The sequence below is a fragment of the Marinomonas phaeophyticola genome (genome assembly GCF_026966905.1).
Lineage (GTDB): Bacteria > Pseudomonadota > Gammaproteobacteria > Pseudomonadales > Marinomonadaceae > Marinomonas > Marinomonas phaeophyticola.
On sequence record NZ_JAPUBN010000006.1, the window covers coordinates 54,698 to 76,475 of the forward strand.

26 protein-coding genes and 1 tRNA gene are annotated in these 21,778 nt (G+C 40.2%); 21 read left to right on the forward strand and 6 right to left on the reverse strand.

Going from position 1 to position 21,778, the window contains the following annotated elements; translation table 11 throughout:
• Nucleotides 1–4 precede the first annotated feature (4 nt).
• Nucleotides 5–655: an HAD-IA family hydrolase gene (locus O1D97_RS00880; RefSeq protein ID WP_269121964.1), complete on the forward strand. Its 651-nt coding sequence runs from the start codon at nucleotides 5–7 to the stop codon at nucleotides 653–655.
• Nucleotides 652–1,686, forward strand: a complete 1,035-nt coding sequence (sppA, locus tag O1D97_RS00885) for a signal peptide peptidase SppA (protein WP_269121966.1) — start codon at nucleotides 652–654, stop codon at nucleotides 1,684–1,686. The genes O1D97_RS00880 and sppA overlap by 4 nt, the downstream gene beginning before the upstream one ends.
• A gap of 101 nt (nucleotides 1,687–1,787) precedes the next feature.
• Here the strand turns inward: sppA and O1D97_RS00890 are convergent, their stop codons facing one another.
• Nucleotides 1,788–2,378: a Maf family protein gene (locus tag O1D97_RS00890; RefSeq protein WP_269121968.1), complete on the reverse strand. Its 591-nt coding sequence runs from the start codon at nucleotides 2,376–2,378 to the stop codon at nucleotides 1,788–1,790.
• A gap of 117 nt (nucleotides 2,379–2,495) precedes the next feature.
• On the opposite strand from O1D97_RS00890, the gene O1D97_RS00895 reads away from it, so the two are divergent.
• The 7 genes from O1D97_RS00895 (at nucleotide 2,496) to fabF (ending at nucleotide 7,638) form a co-directional block, all read left to right on the forward strand.
• Nucleotides 2,496–3,041 carry a YceD family protein gene (locus O1D97_RS00895; RefSeq protein WP_269121970.1) on the forward strand — a complete coding sequence of 182 codons (546 nt, stop codon included), beginning with the start codon at nucleotides 2,496–2,498 and terminating at the stop codon, nucleotides 3,039–3,041.
• Nucleotides 3,042–3,056: 15 nt separating this feature from the next.
• Nucleotides 3,057–3,236 (forward strand): 50S ribosomal protein L32, encoded by a 180-nt coding sequence (gene rpmF / locus O1D97_RS00900; protein ID WP_191600149.1) that lies wholly within the window; start codon nucleotides 3,057–3,059, stop codon nucleotides 3,234–3,236.
• Between the two features lie 14 nt (nucleotides 3,237–3,250).
• Complete coding sequence (locus tag O1D97_RS00905) at nucleotides 3,251–4,189, forward strand: fatty acid synthesis protein (protein ID WP_269121974.1); 939 nt, start codon at nucleotides 3,251–3,253, stop codon at nucleotides 4,187–4,189.
• Entirely contained in the window at nucleotides 4,189–5,121 is a 933-nt protein-coding gene (gene fabD / locus O1D97_RS00910) for an ACP S-malonyltransferase (RefSeq protein WP_269121976.1), read from the forward strand. Before O1D97_RS00905 ends, fabD begins: the two co-directional genes overlap by 1 nt.
• A gap of 72 nt (nucleotides 5,122–5,193) precedes the next feature.
• The gene (gene fabG / locus O1D97_RS00915) at nucleotides 5,194–5,937 is read left to right on the forward strand and encodes a 3-oxoacyl-ACP reductase FabG (protein WP_269121978.1); all 744 of its coding nucleotides are present in this window, start codon (nucleotides 5,194–5,196) and stop codon (nucleotides 5,935–5,937) included.
• Between the two features lie 128 nt (nucleotides 5,938–6,065).
• Entirely contained in the window at nucleotides 6,066–6,299 is a 234-nt protein-coding gene (acpP, locus tag O1D97_RS00920) for an acyl carrier protein (protein WP_191600145.1), read from the forward strand.
• Between the two features lie 100 nt (nucleotides 6,300–6,399).
• The gene (fabF, locus tag O1D97_RS00925) at nucleotides 6,400–7,638 is read left to right on the forward strand and encodes a beta-ketoacyl-ACP synthase II (RefSeq protein ID WP_269121981.1); all 1,239 of its coding nucleotides are present in this window, start codon (nucleotides 6,400–6,402) and stop codon (nucleotides 7,636–7,638) included.
• Nucleotides 7,639–7,682: 44 nt separating this feature from the next.
• On the opposite strand, the gene O1D97_RS00930 is transcribed toward fabF, so the two are convergent.
• Nucleotides 7,683–8,105, reverse strand: a complete 423-nt coding sequence (locus O1D97_RS00930) for a PA2817 family protein (RefSeq protein WP_269121983.1) — start codon at nucleotides 8,103–8,105, stop codon at nucleotides 7,683–7,685.
• 58 nt (nucleotides 8,106–8,163) lie between these two features.
• Here O1D97_RS00930 and O1D97_RS00935 point away from each other — a divergent pair, with 58 nt between their 5' ends.
• Genes O1D97_RS00935 through queF form a run of 3 tightly spaced genes read left to right on the forward strand, consistent with a single transcriptional unit; the run spans nucleotide 8,164 to nucleotide 10,684 of the window.
• Entirely contained in the window at nucleotides 8,164–9,084 is a 921-nt protein-coding gene (locus tag O1D97_RS00935) for an ABC transporter ATP-binding protein (protein WP_269121985.1), read from the forward strand.
• Entirely contained in the window at nucleotides 9,081–9,854 is a 774-nt protein-coding gene (locus O1D97_RS00940) for an ABC transporter permease (protein WP_269121987.1), read from the forward strand. Before O1D97_RS00935 ends, O1D97_RS00940 begins: the two co-directional genes overlap by 4 nt.
• A gap of 11 nt (nucleotides 9,855–9,865) precedes the next feature.
• The gene (gene queF / locus O1D97_RS00945; protein ID WP_269121989.1) at nucleotides 9,866–10,684 is read left to right on the forward strand and encodes an NADPH-dependent 7-cyano-7-deazaguanine reductase QueF; all 819 of its coding nucleotides are present in this window, start codon (nucleotides 9,866–9,868) and stop codon (nucleotides 10,682–10,684) included.
• A gap of 30 nt (nucleotides 10,685–10,714) precedes the next feature.
• Here the strand turns inward: queF and O1D97_RS00950 are convergent, their stop codons facing one another.
• The gene (locus O1D97_RS00950; RefSeq protein WP_269121991.1) at nucleotides 10,715–12,289 is read right to left on the reverse strand and encodes a coiled-coil domain-containing protein; all 1,575 of its coding nucleotides are present in this window, start codon (nucleotides 12,287–12,289) and stop codon (nucleotides 10,715–10,717) included.
• Between the two features lie 108 nt (nucleotides 12,290–12,397).
• Between O1D97_RS00950 and O1D97_RS00955 the strand changes: the two genes are divergently transcribed.
• From O1D97_RS00955 to O1D97_RS00965, 3 genes are all read left to right on the forward strand, one after another.
• Nucleotides 12,398–12,958, forward strand: coding sequence for a nitroreductase family protein (locus O1D97_RS00955; protein ID WP_269121992.1), 561 nt, complete (start codon nucleotides 12,398–12,400; stop codon nucleotides 12,956–12,958).
• Nucleotides 12,959–13,063: 105 nt separating this feature from the next.
• Nucleotides 13,064–13,151 (forward strand) — tRNA-Ser (locus O1D97_RS00960).
• Between the two features lie 409 nt (nucleotides 13,152–13,560).
• Nucleotides 13,561–13,734, forward strand: a complete 174-nt coding sequence (locus O1D97_RS00965; RefSeq protein WP_269121994.1) for a hypothetical protein — start codon at nucleotides 13,561–13,563, stop codon at nucleotides 13,732–13,734.
• Here the strand turns inward: O1D97_RS00965 and O1D97_RS00970 are convergent.
• Complete coding sequence (locus tag O1D97_RS00970; RefSeq protein WP_269121996.1) at nucleotides 13,726–14,328, reverse strand: TetR/AcrR family transcriptional regulator; 603 nt, start codon at nucleotides 14,326–14,328, stop codon at nucleotides 13,726–13,728. The genes O1D97_RS00965 and O1D97_RS00970 overlap by 9 nt on opposite strands.
• 198 nt (nucleotides 14,329–14,526) lie before the next feature.
• Here O1D97_RS00970 and O1D97_RS00975 point away from each other — a divergent pair, with 198 nt between their 5' ends.
• From O1D97_RS00975 to O1D97_RS00990, 4 genes are all read left to right on the forward strand, one after another.
• Nucleotides 14,527–15,057 (forward strand): peroxiredoxin-like family protein, encoded by a 531-nt coding sequence (locus O1D97_RS00975; RefSeq protein ID WP_269121998.1) that lies wholly within the window; start codon nucleotides 14,527–14,529, stop codon nucleotides 15,055–15,057.
• Nucleotides 15,057–15,497 carry a nuclear transport factor 2 family protein gene (locus O1D97_RS00980; protein WP_269122000.1) on the forward strand — a complete coding sequence of 147 codons (441 nt, stop codon included), beginning with the start codon at nucleotides 15,057–15,059 and terminating at the stop codon, nucleotides 15,495–15,497. Before O1D97_RS00975 ends, O1D97_RS00980 begins: the two co-directional genes overlap by 1 nt.
• Entirely contained in the window at nucleotides 15,490–15,990 is a 501-nt protein-coding gene (locus O1D97_RS00985; protein ID WP_269122002.1) for a hypothetical protein, read from the forward strand. Before O1D97_RS00980 ends, O1D97_RS00985 begins: the two co-directional genes overlap by 8 nt.
• Before the next feature lie 66 nt (nucleotides 15,991–16,056).
• Entirely contained in the window at nucleotides 16,057–17,037 is a 981-nt protein-coding gene (locus O1D97_RS00990; protein ID WP_269122004.1) for a transposase, read from the forward strand.
• A 289-nt stretch (nucleotides 17,038–17,326) separates the two neighbouring features.
• On the opposite strand, the gene O1D97_RS00995 is transcribed toward O1D97_RS00990, so the two are convergent.
• Nucleotides 17,327–17,827, reverse strand: a complete 501-nt coding sequence (locus O1D97_RS00995; RefSeq protein WP_269122005.1) for a nuclear transport factor 2 family protein — start codon at nucleotides 17,825–17,827, stop codon at nucleotides 17,327–17,329.
• 163 nt (nucleotides 17,828–17,990) lie between these two features.
• Here O1D97_RS00995 and O1D97_RS01000 point away from each other — a divergent pair, with 163 nt between their 5' ends.
• Both O1D97_RS01000 and O1D97_RS01005 read left to right on the forward strand, forming a co-directional pair.
• Nucleotides 17,991–18,875, forward strand: a complete 885-nt coding sequence (locus O1D97_RS01000) for a LysR family transcriptional regulator (protein ID WP_269122007.1) — start codon at nucleotides 17,991–17,993, stop codon at nucleotides 18,873–18,875.
• Nucleotides 18,876–19,262: 387 nt separating this feature from the next.
• Nucleotides 19,263–20,444 (forward strand): hypothetical protein, encoded by a 1,182-nt coding sequence (locus O1D97_RS01005; protein ID WP_269122009.1) that lies wholly within the window; start codon nucleotides 19,263–19,265, stop codon nucleotides 20,442–20,444.
• A 94-nt stretch (nucleotides 20,445–20,538) separates the two neighbouring features.
• On the opposite strand, the gene O1D97_RS01010 is transcribed toward O1D97_RS01005, so the two are convergent.
• On the reverse strand, nucleotides 20,539–21,699 hold the full coding sequence (locus O1D97_RS01010; RefSeq protein WP_269122011.1) for an iron-containing alcohol dehydrogenase: 1,161 nt from the start codon (nucleotides 21,697–21,699) through the stop codon (nucleotides 20,539–20,541).
• Between the last annotated feature and the right edge of the window lie 79 nt (nucleotides 21,700–21,778).

A 21,778-nucleotide genomic window follows, 5' to 3' on the forward strand; every position in this document is an offset into this window, starting at 1 on the left:
TGAAATGATTAAATTGGTGATTTTCGATTGGGATGGAACCTTGTTCGACTCAATTGATGTAATTTGTGATTGCATGCTCAATGCGAGTGAGGCAGCGGGTGTTGCAAAACGTGAGCCTGAAGATATCAAAGAAATCATAGGTCTTGGGTTGGTGGAGGCCATTGCTAAGGTTTGGCCACATGAAACTCGTGAAAAACAAGATCTTGTTATAGAGAACTACAAACATTTGTTTATGAAGGGAGATTATGAGGCACCTCTGGCTTACCCTGGGGTGATGGATGTATTAAATCACTTACAATCTTCAAAAGTCATGATGGCTGTTGCAACGGGTAAATCTCGACGAGGGTTGAATAGAATGATGCTTGAGACAGATACAGGTGCATACTTTCAGGCAACACGTTGTGCGGATGAAACTAAATCGAAACCGGACCCTCTGATGTTGCAAGAATTACTTGATGAGCTTGGTGTTGCTGCAAAAGAAGCGGTAATGGTCGGTGATACGGAGTATGACTTAATGATGGCGAAGGCTATTGGCATGGCCTCTATTGGTGTCAGTTATGGCGCTCATGATAAATTGCGCCTACTTGAGTGTGATCCTATTGTCGTGTTGGATGATTTTTCAAAATTAATAGCCGTTATTGAGGGTGAGTTATGAGCTGGACAGAGGAAGAGGACAATGTGCAGGGGGCAAAAGATCTGTATCAAGAGGAGAGAGCTTCTAAAGTGACACCTTCATCTAGCGAGGTAGGAGCTAAGAAAGAGTCTATGGATACCTCAATATATACTTTATTAGAAAAGGTTCTTGAGGAGAATGTTCGTGAAAAGCGTAGGTCAAGGCGCTGGAAAATATTTTTTAGGTTTGCCTTTTTAGCTGTGTTTATTGGCGTGTCGATAGTTTCCTTCAATCGAGTCGAGTATGGTGAAAGTGCTATTAATAAGCCATTTGTTGCTGTCTTGCCATTAAATGGCGTGATTGGAGCTGGAGAGCAGATAGATTCAAATGTGGTCGTGACTTTATTAGACAGTGCCTATGAAGAATCAAGTCTACAAGGCGTAGTGATTCGTTTGAATAGTCCCGGTGGTAGTCCTGTGCATTCGGGCATCATCTATGATGCAATAAAAGAGAAAAAAACACTCTACCCAAATGTTCCGGTGGTTGTGGTTGTGGAAGATATGGCCGCATCAGGTGGGTATTATATTGCAGCGGCCGCGGATGCAATTTATGTCGATAAAGCCAGTTTGTTGGGGTCCATAGGTGTTATTTCATCTGGTTTTGACTTGTCCGGTCTGATTGAAAAAATAGGGGTTCAGAGGCGAACCTTTACTGCAGGTGACAATAAAGCCTTTATGGATCCTTTTGTTCCTATGTCAGATGAGGCAAAAAGTAAGTGGCAGTCCGTTCTAGATGAGACTCACCAGCAATTTATTGAAGCCGTTAGAAATGGTCGTGGTGAAAAATTAAAAGAAACTCAAGATGTGTTTTCTGGAATGGTGTTTTCAGGTGCTCAATCGGTAAAAATGGGGTTGGCGGATGATTTGTTGAGTTTTAACAAGGTTTTGGACAGTAAATTTAATGGTGTTGAGACGGTTTACTTTGAGCCCACTAAAGAGCCGTGGGAAGAGTTTGCTAAATCAATAGGTGTTGGTGTTGTTGTGGAGCTACTGTCAACGGCTAAAATTCGTTAAGCGTTAAAGGGCTTTTTTCTCTGTTAAAAAACGTCATTTTTGAAAGAGAAGAAGGCCCGTTCAATCATCGGTGAGTCATATTTTTCCTTTTTATATTTTGATTAGGGTTCGAGAGGATTTACCTTTTGTCGTCTGAGTAATCGAGATAATGCAATGAGAGGTAGCCCTACTAGGCTGGTAGGGTCGTCTCCTTCCATTTTATGGAAAAGTGTGACGCCAAGTCCTTCACATTTAAAACTTCCTGCACAATCTAGAGGGGATTCAAGTTTGATGTAGTGCTCAATCTCTTTGCGCGTTAGGTTTCTAAAATAAACCTGATATACTTCAATCGTGTTTTCCTGCTGTTCTGTATCAGAATTTAAAATGCACAGGCTAGTCAAGAAAGTGACTTTTTTGCCACTAAAGCTTAATAGTTGATTGATGGCGTTTTCTACTGTGTGAGGTTTGCCTAAGATGGTGTCTTCCAATAAGGCGACCTGATCGGATGCAATGATAATGGCATTGTCGCTTAATGTGTTTTTAACAGCTGTCGCTTTCTGATATGCGAGCCGTGAAACCAGATTGTTTGCGGTTTCATTTGCAAGAGGGGTCTCATCTATCTCTGGTGATAAACAGTGAAAGTTAAGGTGGAGTCGTTCTAATAGCTGTTTTCGGTAAGGTGAGGAGGAGGCTAGAATTAAGGGAAGGCTCACTTCATTTCTCTCTTTTTAATGTGGATGTGCTCTAAAGTTGTTCAATTTACACTTTTATTATCAAAAAAGCATAAAAAATATGGATTTAGGACATTCTTGCTTTGACAATTGGGGCTCTTGTCAATATTATTTGCCGCCATGTTGAATGACTCTTTACCTAAATATTTCGATCCACGCAGAGAAGCGAATCATGAGCTCTCCATCAGTGGTATTTTGCCCCTTAACCAGCTTAAGGAGCTTTGCGCTGCCTTGGCATCAGATGTTGGGGAAGTAGTTGTTCATCTGAACTTTAAAGTGGACGAAGATCGGCGCTATATTGCGACGGGCAATTTAAAATCACAAGTTCAAATCGTCTGTCAAAGATGTCTTGGGCCTGTGGCATATGATTTGGATATTGATCTGAGCTTGGCTTTTGTCTATGACGAAGACCATGCTAAGAAGATTCCAGAAGAGTATGATCCAGTTGTCATGACCAATGGGGAGGTTGTTCTGTCGAAACTGGTTGAGGAGGAGTTACTTCTTGCTTTACCTATAGTCGCTTATCATCAAGAAAGTGGTTGCAACCCAGCAGCTTTAAAGTACGCATCGTCTACCGATGACGCAGAGGATGAGGTAATTAAACCGAATCCATTTAGTATTTTGGCAGAATTAAAAGCCAAGTAAGTTAGGAGCTCCAAAATGGCAGTACAAAAAAGTAAAGTGACTCGTTCACGCCGCGGCCAACGTCGTTCACATGATGCATTGACTGGACCAACTTTATCTGTAGAGCAATCTACAGGTGAGATCCACCGTCGTCACCATGTATCAGCAGATGGTTTTTACCGTGGTCGTCAAGTTATCACCCCTAAAGGTGAATAACTAAGATACCCAATATGATTAGGGTAGCTATTGACGCTATGGGCGGGGACTTAGGTCCCCGCATTGCTTTTGAGAGTGCTCTTAACGTACTTCAAAATTACGATGATGTAGATATTTCGATCTATCATCACGAATCCTTTTCTCCTATTTATCCCTCTCATCTTAATGTTACAACTATTGCTTGCCCAGATTTTATTCTTCAAAATGATGTTGTTAACAGAGACTTATTCCGTCGCCAAGAAACCACATTATATAAAGCCCTTAAGAGCCTAGCTAAAAAGCATTCAGATGTTGTGATAACTCTTGGAAATACAGGGGTTATGGTGGCCTTGTCAAGGTTTATTTTAGGGCTGGTTCGGCCTAAATTGTATCCAGCATTAATTCGTGAACTAGGTAGCTCCCCGCTACGTTGTTTGGTGGATTTGGGAGCCAATGTTCATTGTCAATCCACGATGTTAGAGGGTTTTGCCTGCTTAGGGGCCGCTTATATTGAAGCATGTGATGATCAGTTGGCGAATGTTGGTTTGCTAAATGTTGGTGTTGAATCGAGTAAGGGGAGTTCTGTAATTCGAGAAGCGGATAAGGCATTAAGCAAAAGAGCCTGGCCTATTTATTCTGGTTACGCAGAAGGCGATGAGATTTTTAAAGGGGATAAAAATGTCATTGTATGTGATGGCATGGTTGGAAATGCGGTTTTAAAAGCATCCGAAGGGTTGTTATCCTTTATCAATAAAGAATTAAGTGACAGCCATGATAAGGATATTGTGCGTTCATTATTTAAAGGTGGCCGTAATCATGGTGCGTGCCTTGTCGGTGTTGCAGGTAATGTTGTTAAAGGGCATGGTGGCTCAGATGTTACAGCGCTTACAGGGGCTATTGAATACGGTATTGATATGGCAAAAAATAATTTGCATGAAAAAATTTCTGCCAAGATAAAAAAAGAGGTTGTTTAATGAATTCTACATTAGCGTTTGTGTTTCCAGGACAAGGTTCTCAACAGTTAGGTATGTTGGCTGATTTGTCTACCGAATACCCAATAATTCAATCGACATTCCAAGAAGCGTCTGATGTATTAGGGTACGACTTGTGGGAGCTCGTTCAAAATAATGCTGACGCGTTGGCTCAAACAGATAAAACTCAGCCTGCTCTGTTAACAGCAAGTGTGGCTTTATGGCGTTTATGGCAAGAGCAGCAAGCTGAATTGCCTGAATACGTTGCTGGCCATAGTCTTGGGGAGTACTCTGCATTAGTGTGTGCTGGCGTATTAGAATTTAAAGATGCGGTTAACCTTGTAAAATTACGAGGTGAATATATGCAGCAGGCCGTACCCGCTGGTCAGGGGGCAATGGCCGCTATTATTGGTCTGGATGACGAAACCGTTGTCAAAACTTGTGCAACCGTTGCGGGTGTAGTGAGTGCGGTAAACTTCAACTCTCCTGGTCAAGTGGTTATTGCGGGCGAGACAGGCAGTGTCAATCAAGCTATGGTTGCCATGAAAGAAGCTGGCGCGAAACGAGCGTTACCGCTACCAGTGAGTGTTCCATCTCATTGTGAATTAATGTTGTCTGCTGGTGAAAAGTTGGCCCTTGAATTAGAAAGAATCGAATTTAAAGCACCTGTTTGTAAATTGGTTCAGAATGTAAGTGCCGAAGTGGTCTCTGATCCGGTATTATTGAAAAAAAATCTAGTGTCGCAGTTAAGTGAGCCTGTATTGTGGACACAATCTGTTACCTTGATGTCTGGTTTGGGTGTTACAAAAACAATCGAATGTGGTCCAGGTAAGGTGCTAACAGGATTGAATAAGCGTATTGTAAAAGGCCTTGAGGCAACAAGTATTGGTGATCTAGGTAGTTTTACTGCTGTGGTTGCCGAGCACAAAAAATAATTGGCTATTTAATTCGTTTAGATATGAAGTTAGATGGCGATAAAGATAAAACAAAATAAGACGGAGATAAGCATGAGTCTTGAAGGAAAGGTTGCCTTAGTAACAGGTGCAACACGGGGTATTGGTAAAGCAATTGCTCAACAGCTTGCATCACAAGGTGCTGTAGTCATTGGCACGGCAACAAGTGAAACAGGCGCTCAAAGTATCACAGATTATCTTGCTGCTATGGGTAACCCTGGTAAAGGTTATGTGCTTGATGTCGCTTCTTCTGAATCGGTTGATTCCGTGATTAAGTTAATTACAGGGGATGTCGGTGCCCCAACTGTATTAGTAAATAACGCAGGTATTACTCGTGACAACTTGATGTTACGAATGAAAGAAGATGAATGGGAACAAGTACTTAATACTAATCTAACATCTGTTTTTCGTGTAACTAAGGCATGTATGAGAGGTATGACTAAGGCACGATTTGGGCGTATCATTTCAATTAGTTCTGTTGTTGGTTCTATGGGTAATGCGGGTCAAGCAAACTACTCTGCGGCTAAGGCAGGTTTAGAAGGCTTTAGTCGCTCTTTGGCGGCTGAGATCGCATCTCGAGGGATTACAGTAAACTGTGTTGCCCCTGGTTTTATCGAAACCGATATGACAAAGGATTTACCTGAAGAACATAAAGCGAAATTAGTGGAAAAAGTGCCTGCATCGCGCTTGGGTCAACCACAAGAAATTGCATCTGCTGTGGCTTTTTTAGCCTCTGAAGGCGCTGCATACATCACGGGTGAGACGCTACATGTCAATGGCGGCATGTATATGGCGTAATTTGAGTTGAATTTTGTTTAAAGATCAACGAAAATAGCTAACCGGTTCATTGAGATATAATCTTTTAAAGAATTTGAACAATTAACATGCTCAATTGAGCTTTATAATGATAATAGTAGGAACTTCTAATGAGTAGCATTGAAGAACGCGTTAAAAAAATTGTTTGTGAACAACTTGGTGTTAAAGAAGAAGAAGTAGTGTTAGCTGCGTCTTTTGTTGATGACCTAGGTGCTGATTCTCTAGACACAGTTGAACTTGTAATGGCTTTGGAAGAAGAATTTGATACTGAAATTCCAGACGAAGAAGCTGAAAAAATCACTACAGTTCAAGCAGCAGTTGACTACATCAACGCTAACTTGTAATTCTTAGTGAAATAAGTTTTTAGGGAAGCCGCTTGTATTTTTTACAGCGGCTTTTCTTATTTATATAAGATCAAATAAAAAGCGTGTTTAGGAGAAAAATATGCCACGTCGTCGGGTCGTTGTCACAGGTATGGGGATGGTGACGCCTCTTGGCAATAATGTTAAAGAGACTTGGGACAATGTGCTTGAAGGAAAGAGCGGTGTTTCCGATATAGTCGCCTTTGATGCATTGCAATTTTCTACCCGCTTTGCGGCTCAAGTAACGGATTTTGATCCTTCTCTTTACATGACCGCGAAAGAGTCAAGAAAAATGGATCTTTTTATTCAGTATGGTGTTGCGGCGGCAGTCCAAGCATTGGATGACGCTAAAGTTACTGAAGAGACGGTTGATTTAACTCGTGTTGGTTGTGCTATTGGCTCTGGAATTGGTGGTTTACCAATGATAGAGAAGAATGTTGGCCTGCTTTTGGAGTCTGGCCCGAAAAGAATTTCTCCTTTCTTTGTCCCTGGTGCCATTATTAATATGATATCAGGGCATATAGCAATACGGTTTGGCTTTAAAGGGCCGAATATTTCGATTGTCACGGCCTGTACAACAGGTACTCATAACATCGGTATGGCGGGTCGAATGATTGCTTACGGTGATGCGGATGTTATGGTCGCTGGTGGTTCTGAAATGGCAATTACCCCTTTAGGGATTGGTGGGTTTGGCGCGGCACGAGCTTTGTCTACACGTAACGATGATCCTAAAACAGCAAGTCGTCCTTGGGATAAAAGCCGAGATGGTTTTGTTATGGGAGATGGTGCGGGAATACTTGTACTTGAAGAATATGAACATGCAAAAGCCAGAGGCGCTGAAATATATGCTGAGTTAAGTGGTTTTGGTATGAGTGATGACGCGTTTCATATGACGGCCCCTCCGGAAACAGGAGAGGGCGCATTATCAGCGATGAAGTCGGCTATGAAAGATGCAGGTGCTGATCCGTCTGAAATTGATTACATAAATGCCCATGGAACCTCAACCATGGCAGGCGATTTGGCAGAGAGTAATGCTGTCAAAGCCTTAATGGGGGCTGATGCTTCAGATGTGGCCATTAGCTCGACAAAATCTATGATGGGGCATCTACTAGGGGCGGCTGGTGCGGTAGAGTCAATTTTTTCCATCTTAGCGATCAGAGATCAAGTGGCTCCTCCGACTATTAATTTAGAGGAGCCAAGTGAGGGTTGTGACTTGAATTATGTTCCATTGACCCCACAAAAGAGAAAAATAAATATTGTGCTAAATAATTCTTTCGGATTTGGTGGGACTAACGGAACATTAGTATTTAAGAAGATGTAATGAATGGCATAATGCGCTAATAATTAGCGAATTATGCCAAAAACTTAATGAACAACAGTATTGTTTGCATTTAACTCTTTATTGCGCAGTTCGCCGATTAAGTTGGCAATGTCATACTCTTGTCCAGTTTGTTCGTATTCATAAGCAAGCTCTTCAAATTGTTGGTACAACGCCAACTCTTCATCGCCTAAGAAATGAAGGCATTCTCCACCAATTAGCCACAATAGCTCTCTCTTAACTAATGCAGTTAGGTTTGGGTAGCAACGGATAAGCCTTGCCAACAGTTCTTGGGCTGTAAAGAGGTAGTCATGAGAAAGTGACTTAATTTCCTCCATGAGAATGTGCCACTTTTGTAAAAAGTCCTCTTCTTCTTCTGCAAGAGGCTTTTGATTGAAAGGGGCATGTTCAAACATTCTTTGTTTGAGTTCAGTGAATGAATCTAAAATATATTGGGTACGTAAGTTCACTAAAAAACCTATTTAATGATTAATGAATAACTGGGCATTATGCCTACTGAGATAGATTATGACACATGCGATTGAAATAAGTGATCTTAAAAAACGATATGAAAGTGGCTTTGAAGCCCTAAAAGGCATTAATTTAACGGTGGAGAAAGGGGATTTCTTTGCACTTTTGGGGCCGAATGGTGCCGGTAAGTCCACAACGATTGGGATTTTATGTTCACTAGTCAACAAAACGGGCGGAAAAGTCTCCATTTTTGGTGTAGATATTGATGAAGATTTTGCTACTGCGAAGAAATACTTAGGCGTTGTTCCTCAAGAGTTTAACTTTAATGTTTTTGAGACGGTTTTTAACATAGTGGTGACACAAGCTGGCTTCTACGGCATTAGCCGTGATGTAGCAGCAGAGCGAGCTGAAAAATATTTAAAACAGTTAGAGTTGTGGGATAAAAAGGATACGCCATCAAGAATGCTCTCAGGAGGTATGAAAAGAAGGCTGATGATCGCTAGGGCGTTAATTCATGAGCCACAAGTATTAATTCTCGATGAGCCTACTGCAGGTGTCGATATAGAGTTACGTCGTTCTATGTGGGAGTTCATTAAAAAACTGAATGAGCAAGGTACGACCATTATTTTGACGACGCATTATTTAGAAGAGGCAGAGCAGTTATGTCGGAATATTGCCATCATTAACCGTGGGGAAATAGTAGAAAATACCAGTGTTAAGTCCTTGCTAAAGACCTTAAATATGGAAACCTTCATTTTTGATCTTGATTCCAAGGTGGAGTCGCCTTTTTCCATTGCTGGGTACCCAATAACCTTTATTAATGACGGTCACTCATTTGAAGTTGAAATCGCAAAAGGTCAGACCATTAATGACGTGTTTGTCTTTTTGTCTGAAAAAGGGTTGAACGTCATTAGTATGAGAAATAAATCCAACCGACTTGAAGAATTGTTTGTTAAGTTAATTAAGGATAAAGAATGAAGCAGTCTGAAATTTTCATTGCGTTCCTTACCATCATTCGTCGTGAGATTCGTCGATTTATGCGTATATGGCCACAAACGCTATTACCTCCAGCGATTACCATGACATTGTATTTTGCTATTTTTGGGAACCTAATAGGCGAAAGAATTGGTAAAATGGGGGGCTTTAGTTATATGGAATACATAGTTCCTGGCTTAATTATGATGTCTATTATTACTAACTCTTATTCTAATGTATCGTCTTCCTTTTTCTCTGCGAAATTTCAGCACAGTATTCAAGAGTTACTGGTTTCACCAACCCCTAATTGGGTAGTGTTGATGGGTTATGTTCTGGGGGGAGTGGCTCGTGGTTTATTTGTTGGACTGATTGTTACCTTATTGTCTTTGTTCTTTACCCATCTACAAGTACAGAATTTGTTTGTGACCATTATCGTAGTGATTCTCACGTCGGTTTTGTTTTCACTTGGTGGGTTTGTTAACGCTATTTTTGCAAAAAGCTTTGATGATGTGTCTATTGTGCCGACCTTTATTCTGGTGCCATTGACGTATCTTGGTGGAGTTTTTTATTCCATCGATTTACTGCCTGATGTTTGGCAACAATTGTCTCTTCTGAATCCAGTACTGTATATGGTAAATGCATTTAGATTTGGCATTCTTGGGGTTTCAGACATTAGTGTGGGCTGGGCCATGTTTATTATCATGTCTTTTATTGTTGTTTTGTTTAGCTACAGTTTGTATTTATTAAATCGTGGCCAAGGCATTAGAAATTAAGGTTGGTTTAGATGGTTTTTTTACCTTTAGGGCAGCAGACAGAATACGTTGCCCATTATGATGCGAATTTGCTGTTTCCTATTGCTAGGGTTGATAAGTGGTCTGAAATGGGAATTGAGTCTGAGAAGCTCCCATTTTATGGTGAAGACATTTGGAATGCATATGAGGTTTCCTGGTTAGATAAAAAAGGCAAACCGATTGTTGCGGTTGCGGAATTTCGCTTTCCTTGTGATTCGCCTAATATCATTGAGTCTAAGTCATTTAAATTGTATTTGAATTCTTTTAACCAAACGCAGTTTGAAGGGCAGGAAGAGGTAATATCGGTATTACAGCAAGATTTATCGCAAGCCGCGGGTGCTGATGTTTTTGTTATGATTCGTGATCTAGAAGCAACTGAGTCATTGGTTGTGATAAAGCCTGACTTTTGTATCGATGGCCTTGATGTCACCATTACGGAATATCATCCAAACCCATTTCTTTTACAGTTGAATAAACATCATGATGAAGTGGTTGAAGAAAGTCTAGTGAGTCACCTGCTAAAATCCAACTGTCCGGTTACTAATCAGCCTGATTGGGGTTCCGTTCATATTGAGTATAAAGGTAAGGCGATAGATCATGCTGCGTTACTAAAATACGTTATTTCTTTTAGAGAGCATACGGATTTTCATGAGCAGTGTGTTGAACGGATCTTTATTGATATTATGCGCCAATGCGGTCCTGAGTCGCTTTTGGTGTCTGCTCGTTATGTTAGGCGAGGCGGGCTGGATATTAACCCATACCGAGCTTCTTATGAGATTACGCTTGGTAATGATCGTTTAACAAGACAGTAGTGCAGTAAATAAAGAAGCCTGTGATGCGGGCTAGTTGCTGGCTTCTTTATTTTGTAATGCTTTTAGGTATTTTTTCTCAAGATCGGCGTGGGCAAACTCAAGCCTATCGAGTTCCATTTTTTTCGTGTCGAAGCGTGCTTTTATAGTATCGAAGTTGTTTGGAGTCGGTGAATTTAATAGGGATATATTAAGTTTGCTAATGGTTTTTTGCAGTTGCAATATGTCATTATTAATTTTTTCTAATTTATCACTGCTATCCTGATTGTTACCTAAGCTCGAGACTTGTCCTGAGATGGCTTCCACCTGTTTGAGTAAGTTAATATTTTCTTCCTCTGCTGAGCTGAGTTCATTGCCAAGCAGCGTGACACAGGTTTCAGACTCACTCAGTAATCGTTCAAGCTGTTCAACTTCTGATGTTTGTTGCTTTAGGAAGTCCTCGCTTAAGTTTAAGTGGCTGGAATTCGAAATATTGCTTTTATATGTGTTTAATGTCTGTGTTTTCTGTAATGTGTGAGTTTTGAGAGAGTCAGAGAAGCTTGAATCACTTTCTTTAATTTTTGTTTCTAGTTCTTTTATTTTCTCTTCTTTTTGTGACAATTTATTTTTCATTCCTTCAATGGTTAGATTTTCACTCTTAACTTCATTTTCCAATTGTTGAATAAGGCTATTTGATTCGTCAGAGAGCCTCATTAATCTTTGTAGAGCAACGGCTTGAGATTCTTGATCTTCTTTAGCGTGATTTCTTTTTTTGGATGATCTTAGGGAAATCTTTAATTGATCAATAACAATTTGCTGTCTTCTAGATAGAGACGTTAATTGCTTTAAGCTTTGATAATCGGCGTAGTCAGTGGATTTTTCTGGTGCATGGTATTGAAAGTCAAATTCCTCAGAAAATTTAACCAAATCTGAGTTTTTGCCTTTTGCAAGAGATGCCTTAAGTTTGCTTATAGTTTGCCTGGACTCTTTAAGAAAAAGGTTTAGCTCTTTTAACTCATTTTCTTTAATGTCTATACTTGCTAGAACCTGATTTTTACGCGATAAACTTGAACGTATTTCTTCCTGAATCGTCTTTTGCTGTTCTAATGATGTGATGTTGCTGGCCACTTCCTGTGATAATGTGCGTACTTCCTCTTCAACGTCAGACAGAGCGAGCTTAATTGAGTCAATGCGTTCGCCATTCTTACTTTCTTTGGTGACAGCATCAAGTACCGTGGATAAAAAGCGTTGCAAAATGGGTAGCGGCTCAAGTTGTTTATCATGTAGAAACATGGCTCTTTGTGCTTTTAACAAGGTCCCCCAAAGTTTATATTTATTTCTTGCGGGAGATTGTTTTTCTGGGTCTTGTCTTAATGCTTCTAATTTATCTAATGCCACCGTAATATGTTGGTCGATATATTGAATGAATGAATCTGAGTTGGCAACACGATTCTCTGTCTGCAGTGGATCTATATCGACATTGGGCTTTGTATAAGCGTTTTCTTCAGGTGATTCCTCTGGTGTATTTGATCGCTTGTATAGCTTCCAAGAGCACCATGAAAAATAGACTGTAATTGCAAACAAAATGGTGGAGCCTTCAACGAGTCCCCAAAATAACCATTTATCCATAAAGTAACTCACTTGTTTAAAGCGTGTGAAGATTAATATAAAGTCCTAATAGACATATTTAAATTTAGTCTATGGTAAGAAATTAATAAATAAAAGGTTTTCTACGATATGAGTAATGAAATCATCAACGCAATGCGATTACGATCTTCCCAGAATCAACTCACTGGACAGGGCCCTTCTAAGGATGAATGGTATAGTGTTTTAAATGCCGCGAGTAGGGCTGCTGATCATGGAGGAATAAAACCATGGCGTTTTCGTATTTACGAAGGCGAAGTACGAGCACAGTTAGGTGAATGTTATTGGGCGTTGGCGAAATCAGAAGTGCCAGAACTACCTGAAAGTAAAAAAGACAGTTTTATTAAAAAAGCTTTTCGAGCTCCTAGTGTGTTATTAGTGTACGCCAGCACAGAAGATCATCCAAAAGTCCCTAAGATGGAACAAATAATGGCCGTCTCGGCGGCGTGCCAACAAGTGTTATTAGGATTGGACTCCCTTGATTACGGTGCTATTTGGCGTTCGGGCCCTGTGGCTCACAGTGACATCACGAAATCGCAGTTAGGATTACAAGATAATGATCAGATCATAGGTTTTATTTATGTTGGTCAATGTGAGCAAGCAAAGCATTATATAGAAGACACTGGACTAGATTCGAGAATCTCTTGGGCGTAAGAATAAGCGGATAAACGCCGTTTTATAGAAAGACTGTAATAAAATGCTTGCAATTCAATTACTTCGTTATTATCATACCGCCACTCTTAATTGAGAGGCCAAATTGGTGAGCTGTCCGAGTGGCCGAAGGAGCACGCCTGGAAAGCGTGTATGTCGAAAGGCATCAAGAGTTCGAATCTCTTGCTCACCGCCATATTCTTAAGAAAGACGTCTAAGGACGTCTTTTTTTATGTCTGAAATTCAATAAAATCAATAATTTATGTTCAATTAAGTCTATATTGAACGACTAGGTCCAAAAAGAAAGTGTAGGATAGAAAGTATGACTAATCTTTTATTTAAATAGAGTCATACATTTTCCAATTAAACGTATCATGCCTGTCTCAAAACTAAAGCCATATTTTTTAATGTTAAATGATTTTTAAGTTACTGTAATTTAAGAAGAAAATAACTTTGTGTATGACAGCTTTTTTCGTGATTTTCTTCGCCGAATCAGTCATGCATTAGCCTTAAAAGAAGTATTTTTGCAGTGGTTACATCAAAGTATATCTACAGGCTTAGGCGTCGCGCTTAGTGCGCGACAAGGTTAGGAAGTTTACGCGACGATGCGTAATATCTCTAAATTGCAAGCGTTATTAAGTACGGGCAAAGTCATAGATATTCATAACACCAACACTTATTCTGCTGACATCACAGGCTATACTACGGCAATTTGCACGCTAGGTGTTGTTGAGCCTGTACTGAAAATGGGTTACCTCCAAAAAGCTAGGCTATCCTAAAATAATTCTCACATTGCTTTCGATATCGGCCAGTAAAAATTTTGGCTCTATTCCTGCGCGAGCACGAAAGACAAGACCTTGTCTCAAATCAAACATTAGCCTAGCTCTGATTTTTGAAGGAAAGTTATCAGGCAAAACACCTCTGGCTTTTTCTAGTTCGAAGCGCCTTGCCAGTCTTTCGTCTGTGTCTAAAATAGCGCGTTTAAGCAACTCTTCTACTCCTTCCAGTTCTCCAGCAGCCGTTGCAACACATGAGCTTAGAAAACAGCCTTTGGCGCCACTTACACTCTCTGTGCTGTATTCTATTACTTCAAAAAAGAATTTTTGTACGGCAGTTTCAATGTTAGGTTCTGTCTCAAACACTTCTAAAGGTTTGCAGGCTTTTCGGTTAGCATAGAAATCAATAGCTTCCATAAAAAGCTGACGCTTATCTCCAAATACCCCATAAAGGCTGGGGCCACTGATATTCATCGCCGCTGTCAGGTCTCTCATGGAGGCACCGTCATAACCCTGCTTCCAAAAAACATGCATAGCAGCAGATAGAGCTTCATTTTTATCAAACTCTCTAGGTCGGCCTGTTTTTTTTGCTTTCATTGAAGTTCGACTCGTTATTCATTACATATTACACATAATACCATATCAATTGAAACAAAAGTAAATCATTTTTATTTAAATAAATTTTTTAAAAACAATGCCTTGTATTTTGTTTTATATCAATTGATACAAAATGTTTGCGAATCGTTTTTTGTTGTGGTTATATATCGACTGTTACAAAATATAAGGGTTTTGAAAATGACAGATCTCAAGTTAAAGGCAGGTGCGGTAGTGCCAAGTATCATAGTTCCAATCATTGAAGGCGGAAGTGTTGATCTTTTTTCTCGATCAGGTAATGGTCGATGGAAAATGGTTGTTGTATATAGAGGTAAACATTGTCCTATATGCACCGATTATTTAATGACACTTAATGATTATGCTCCTGCGTTTGATGCAGCGGGGGTTGATATCATTGTGGTTTCTGCTGACTCTCTAGAACGAGCGCATGAGCAAATCAACAAAGTTAACCCTTCTTATACTGTGGGTTATGATATAAATCTTGAACAGATGAGAAAGCTAGGGCTGTACATCTCTGAACCTCGCTCACCCCAAGAATCTGACAGGGCATTTGCTGAGCCCGGCCTTTTCATTATGAATGAAGAAGGAAAAATTCAGGTTATTGATATTTCAAATACGCCTTTCACTCGCCCAGATTTTAAAACCATTTTGATGGGAGTAAATTTTGTTCGAAATCCAGAAAACAACTACCCAATTAGAGGGACTTTATAATGAGTTCTTATACTGAGAGAGAATTAGAGATCAAAGCGGTTATCGACAACCTTATCCATACGGCAACCAATTATGACGTAGAAACGCTCGAGGACATCTATCATAACGAGTTGCAAGTTTACATGCTAGGCACGACGGGAGAATTGCAAGTTGCAAATAAAGGAACTTTTACTTCCTTATTTTCTCAGAAAAGAGATGCTGGAGATCCGCCAATGAATACATGGTCTGAGTTTCACAATATTGATGTAAAAAATGACTCAGCGCATGTTTTATTGTCTCGCAAGAATGATTTATCAGGTACGCCCATGAAACTTCACCTAAGTATAGATCTTCATAAATCAGCAGACAGATGGCAAGTCATCAGGGAGGTCATCTTTCTCTTTCCTGAAATAACTTATAACACAGAAAGCAACAATCACAGCGAGAATACACATGTCTAGTAAAATAAATAAAATTGTCTATTGGGCTTCAACCGGAATCATTTTATTTCTATTAAGTTGGGCCGCAGGGTCATACCACATTATTCACGACACCCAAGCGGGCTATTTTGAAGCGTTTGGATACCCAACGTACCTTGTTTACCCCCTCGCTTGGTTGAAAATAATTGCTGTTCTGGTCATTGTGAGCCATAGATACAGTGATCTCAGAGATATGGTTTACGCCGCCTATTTCCTAAATATGATTTTAGCATTGGCTGGGCACATTATTTACGGGGATTTCTACGGTCATGCTTTGATTGGTCTTATTGTTATACCGATATCCTACTTATTAGGAAATCAGGTGAGAGGTCGTCCAAGTAAGAACTTCTTTGGACGTTGGACAGAGAATAATAGTACAGATAATAATACAGATAATAATACAGATAATAATACAGATAATAATACAGATAATAATACAGATAATAATACAGATAATAATACGAGACACCCATGACTTTATTGATGTTTCTTTAATCACTGTCTAAACTGAAAAACCAAACTCATGGATGAGGAAGAGATTATGCCAAGGGCCAGAAGTCAACAAGTCAGTTTGTCTGACACGCCGTATTACCATTGCATCAGTCGATGCGTTCGCCGTGCTTTTTTGTGTGGTGAAGATTCAGTTACAGGAAAAAGCTTTGAGCACCGTCGCGGTTGGATTGAAGCGCGTATTCTCTTTTTATCTCAGATATTTTCCATTGATATTTGTGCTTATGCGGTAATGAGTAACCACCTTCATTTAGTTCTTCATGTCGATGACAAGCAAGCCAAAAATTGGTCTACGCACGAAGTGTTAAGGCGGTGGCATTATCTTCATAAAGGCACATTGTTCACTCAACAATTCGCTCGTGGCGAGGCTATGCCTGAGTATGCTATTGAATTAGCTGAAAGTTCTGCTGAAAACTACCGTGAAAGGTTGTCTGATATCAGTTGGTTTATGAGGGAATTAAATGAGCCGATTGCTCGACAAGCGAACTTTGAGGATGAATGTACAGGTCGATTCTGGGAAGGGCGTTTTAAGTCTCAAGCTTTGTTGGATGAGGCATCTGTTCTAGCTTGCATGGCGTATGTGGATTTAAATCCTATACGAGCCAATATTGCCCCCACACCTGAACAATCAGAATTCACCAGCATCAAAAAGAGGGTGGAATCGGCTGAAAAAGGCAAACAACCAAAAACCTTGTATCCCTTTGTTGGTAACGAGCGCCCAGACAATGTGGAAGGCAGGCCAAAAGGCATTTCATTTAAATTGGCTGACTACCTGCAACTTGTTGATCTTACAGGGCGCATTGTCCGACATGACAAACGTGGAGCCATTGATATCTCCTTGTCCCCAATACTTCAACGACTTGGAATTGATTCAGAAAACTGGATGGAGATTGCGACAAAGTTTGAAGCGCATACTCACGGAGTTGTCGGTCAAACCCAAAGCATTGAGCGTTATAAAAATAACCGACCAAGAGCGAGGCCGAATAAGCGATGTTGCCGATTGTTTGCTTAACCTAGGTATTCCATTACTCTCACTTCATTAAAATGACGTCATAAAAGCATGATTGATTTTGCTCGTCCAGATTTTCCCATTTCTACAGAATGATGGGTTTGTCGTTGTTTAAAATGACAAAAAATGACACTAAACCTTTTTTTATTATCCGTATTTTAGTTTAGACATGTTGAAAGTATCCTCTGGAAGAGCTTTTTAACTGGGTGTCTTTTGTTGTCTGTCATAAGTAATAAGCTCAATATATCCGGAGAATATGTCGAGCTTTCACTGCTTAGCTAGTTAGTCGTAGCTATTTTTTTGCGTGGTAAGCTTTAGATACCGCATAGCTATCTTCAAACCAATTCCAGCTTTTCACTTTGCCATCTTCAACCTGAACACGTACCGCCCAACTGAATTTGCCAGTGTCTACACCAGATTCGTTAGCAACGGCACTCATTGTACCCATAAATACCGCTTGGTTATCGTTTGCAAAGCTATAGTCTGTAGACCAGCTGGTTACTTTCAAACCTGCACCGAAACGAGGAAGGAAGGTTGTGAGTACTTCTTGTTTGGAATCCCAGTTACCTATCCACGGGATGCTGGTGTCACCTTCGTTATGCCAGACGAAATCGTCTGCCATCAGTACCTGAAGCTTTTCCATATCACCAGAGCCTGCAGCCCATAGGAATGATTGAGCCGTTTCAAGTGTTTTAGCTGGGTCAACGGATGTTGTTTTATCTGCTAGTGCTGGAGTTAATTGGAAGAAAGCTAGAAGACTAGCAAGACCTATTAGTAGATTTTTCTTAAACATTTTCTTTTTCCTGATTATCAATTTTGAAGTTCAATTCGAGAGATATAAGAACCGTTATCTGCTTATGCCTTAAGTTTCAACGACGTTCTTACGCTGGTGTAATAACTATACCTGTGCTAAATTTTTAATAAATTCACTATTTAGACATATTTGGTATGCAAAAATGCACAAGATACGATGGGGTGACCTGCAATATGTTCTGACGGTGGCTAATGAAGGATCGTTGTCGGCTGCAGCCAGGTCTCTTAGCGTGAATCATAGTACCGTGTTGCGTCGTCTTGACGCTTTTGAGCACCGCCATAAATTACGGGTCTTTCATAAACTTCCTACCGGATACAAATTAACAGTGGAGGGGCAAAAACTGCTCGAGTCCGCACTTGCTGTAGAATCCACAGTGAAAGAGTTGGAGCGTAAGATTTTCGGACAAGAAATGAAGTTGGAGGGTGTGCTGCGGTTAACAACTACAGACGCGTTGTCTCGTTTAATTCTGGGAACTCATTTAGCGGCTTTTCATCAGCTTTATCCAAGAATTCAGTTGGAACTCATTCTGACTTCTCGTCTATTGGATATTTCAAATTTAGATGCAGATGTTGCGATTCGTCCTGCCAGTGAGTTACCAGCGTTTTTTGTTGGGACAAAGCTGTGCAAAATGGCCTTTGGTGTTTATGGGGCACCAAATTACATCAAAGGTCTGAAAGGTAAGCATCCTCTTGGGGCGGCATCTTGGTTAGTGATGTATCAAGGTACTGCTTCTGTACAAGTTTCAGAACTTATTTCGGAAGAAAAGATAGTCATGAAAGCAGACTCTTTTGAGCCTCTTATTATAGCCGCAGAAAACAATATGGGTCTGATCTATTTACCTTGTTTTATTGGTGACAGTTCCGACATACTGCAAAAAGTGGATGTGGAAATAAAGCACCAAGGCACAGACCTTTGGTTGATGACCCACAACGAACTGGAAAGCTCTGCCAAAGTGAAAGCGTTTTTTGAATTTATGGAAGAGGCCATTAAATCGGATTACAATCGATTATCGGGGGGCGGTATTTAGGGGTGTTGTATTTCCTCACACATCAACAGCTAAACCTTTTGCATAAAAGCTATTAGGGTTTTAGGAGTCTCTTTACTCAATTCTGTCCAGAATCTCGCAATTGAGCGCCGCCGACTTAACAATGGGGAAGGCTTTCGACCATGTAAGCGTTGTCACCCAGTAAGCGGAGACCAACGAACGCAAAATCTAATAAATGTCGCTCGCTATATAGAGCAGCGCTATGATGAAAAGACGACATTGGCTCAGTTAGGTTGTCCTGCAACACAGTCATCCTCATAATTAAAATGTTCTTTGAACGCTTTGTTTGGAATTTCTCCCAAGCATTACCAAGACACAGTGCGAATGCTAAAGTTCAAGCGAGATTACTTTTTACCATAGAGAATCATTATGATTAGTTTTGTCAAAGACAATCGCGATACATTGATTGTTGCGTTATTGGTTTTGGTTTGTTGGCTAGGCTTTATTGACCGTTATGCGGAGGCCTATATTAATCGCTCTATTAGTACGTCTTTGCTGTCATTTGGGGTGGCTAAGGCGTTTAATGCGACGATTTCTGTATTGTCGACTATTACCTTGCAAGTGCCTCTAATAGGCTCTATTCAGATTGGTGAGTTACTGGACCCTTTAAATGATTTGGTGGAGGATTTTTCTACCATTATGAAGTATTCGATTTCGTCTCTATTGATTCAAAAATTCATTGTCGAAATCTTACAAACGATCCATTTTAAACTCTTTTTAACTCTATCTGCGTGTGTTTTTATCTCTACCAAGTATTATTTTAACGGCTTTAGAGTGTTAAGTTACAAGGTTTTTGTATTTGCTTTGGCGTGTAAGTTTTCCATTGCCTTAGTGGCGGTTGCATCCAGTTTTGTTGATAGTGCTTTTATCAATGATCATATCGAGAAAGAAAATCATACCCTTGATGCTTTTCCTGTCTCAACGTCACAACTTAATCAGCAACTTGATTTAACCAGTGAAATTAAGCAGCAGTTAAAAATAGAAATGCAACAGAAGCAAGCTGAGATTAGGGTGCAATCTATTGAGATAGAAGAGTTAATCGCAGAAGAGGAACTCCTTGAATTGGAAATGTCTCAACTGAATGAATCTATTTTAGAAAGTACAGCGGGTACATCGTTATTGAATAAATTCATTAATCGGTCACCCGAATTAGCCGTATTACATGAGCAACGTGTGACACTGAGAAGTAAATTGTATGTACTCAAAAATCAAATTGAGAATGCACAAGATGCAATACGAGATAAGCAGGAGGAATACGAATCGTTGGAAAGGCAATACCAAGAGGATGGGGTGAGTACGTATCAAAGTCTAAAAGGGGGCTTGAGTAAGTTTGCTTTTGCGGCGAAAAACAAAATTGTTGATTTTGTTGATTCCTTGAATTTGGCTTCGGATAACTTTTTGAATCTAATGGCCCTGTTTATTTTTAAAACCATGCTGATTCCTTTAGCCTTTTTGCTGGGGATGTATAAAGTGTTTAAGGCTATTTGGGGTATGACACCTGCGGTTGCTGTGAAGCAGATCCGTGAAAACATGTCGACAGTGACAAGTTGATCTGAGTGTCTTATAAAAAAGAAGGTAGGTAGTCAGAATAAAGGCCAGTTTTAACCGCCGGCCTTTATGGTTTGAATGACGCTTTGTTAAGAGGTTATTTTGCGGCGATTAAAATCTTACGGACGATGTCCAAAGTCAGGTCACCACTTTCAGATAGCGCGGTCATACCTACGTTTTCTAAGTTGGCAATGACTTTATCAATACCGGCATCATCAATACCGTAATGGTTTAGGTTTGTGATGATATCAAGGGAATTAAAAAACGCTTCGGTCTGGTCGATGGCTTTATTAATTTTTTCCTCTGCTGTCCCTTCGGTGATGCCCCAAACACGTTCAGCAAATTGTACTAGTTTAGCGTGTTTTTTCTCTTTACGTTCGCGTAATAAAGAAGGGATGATGATGGCTAGAGTACGGCCGTGAGCAATATCAAATAAAGCTGTTAATTCATGACCAATCATGTGCGTTGACCAATCTTGCGGAACACCCACACCAATGGCACCATTTAGTGCATTTGTTGCTGACCAGATAAAGTTTTTACGAGCATTTAAGTCGTCGTTGTCTTTATAGGTGACAGGCCCAATTTCGATTAAGGTTTGCAGTACCCCTTCGCTGAATCGATCTTGAATGCGTGCATCAACAGGGAAAGTTAGGTATTGCTCTAATACGTGTATAAACGCATCGGCAACGCCATTAGCAATTTGTTCTTTTGGCAGTGTTTTTGTCAGCTCAGGGTCTAAAAGAGAGAACTTTGGAAATACGAGTGGTGACATAAAGGGACGTTTTTGATGTTCTAGTGTGATCACGCCACCCATATTCATTTCAGAACCGGTCGCCGGTAGCGTTGCAATACAACCAAGTGCTAAGGCTTCTGTGGCTGGAACTGGTGCAAAGCCATGGGATAACAAGGAAGCATAATCTTCTGCTTCTGCTTTGGCGGCAAGGGCAATAAATTTTGTGCCGTCCATAACAGAACCACCGCCAACGGCAAGTAAGAAATCAATCTTATTTTCTTTGGCCATATTGGCGGCTTTGATCAGAGTGTCAAACTGAGGATTCGCTTCAATACCACTGAATTCAATGACGTCACGAGAACCTAAAGCGGCAATCACTTTATCAATTGTGCCGTATTTTTTTGCGCTTTGACCACCAAAAGTCACCATTACTTTAGCATCAGCCGCAATCAATTTATCGAGTTCGGCAATACGGTTTTCACCGAAGACGATATGAGTAGGGTTGTAATAATCAAAATCTAACATTTATGTGATCCTTTGAGGTTATAGAATGTGGTATGCACTATAGTCCGAGTTAATGATTATTCGTATACATAAATAGACT